At 69.1% G+C, this 657-nt stretch carries 1 protein-coding gene; it reads right to left on the bottom strand.

Going from position 1 to position 657, the window contains the following annotated elements:
• On the bottom strand, positions 1–657 hold a 657-nt coding region (locus GY812_10745; GenBank protein ID MCP4435954.1), incomplete at both ends, for a hypothetical protein.

The raw sequence follows: 657 nt of genomic DNA, 5'->3' as shown, positions 1-657 counted from the left end.
TTGCCTCGTTGGCGATCGAGATGCGTTCACCGATTCTTCCCTGTTCATCGGAGACCCGAAGACCACCGGCACGGGCACGATCCTGGGCCTCACGCTGCATCGACTCCAGTCGAATAGCGCTCCTGCGAACGGAGGCAAGCTGGTTCCTGAGGATCTCAGTGAAGTCCGTGTCGTTGATCACCATCAACCGTCGTACCGCGGATCGAGCTTCCCCATGGGGTCGCTCATCAAGCTCAAAGGTGTCGGTACCCGCAGCGGTGATGTTGTAGGTGTCTCCGGGCGCGGCGTCCCCGTACTCCCCCGAGCAGCCGGTGCCTTCGTCGCCCACGACCGCCGACAGCATGGCCGGCAGCCCGCTCTGGGTCGTGGCTTCGGCCAACACCTCGGCGACCGCGGCGCTCGGGTCGTCGAGCAGGGTGTCGGAGTGGTCGTCGGCGTCGCTGACCACGACCACGTGCAGCACGGCGTCCGCGCGCCGGAACCCGCGGTTGGCCCCGCTCGCCAGCGGCTCGCCCAGCGCGGCCACGGCCGCCGCCAGCCCCGCTTCGTCGGCGGTGCCTGCGGTGCCCACCGCGACCGCTCGGGCGAAGTCGCCGATCGGGTCGTCGGACTCGCGGGTGACGATCCAGGGATTGCCGAGGAGCTGCCCGGTGGCCT

It is taken from the genome of Actinomycetes bacterium (genome assembly GCA_024222295.1).
GTDB lineage: Bacteria > Actinomycetota > Acidimicrobiia > Acidimicrobiales > Microtrichaceae > JAAEPF01.
This window is presented reverse-complemented; position numbering and strand designations above follow the sequence as displayed.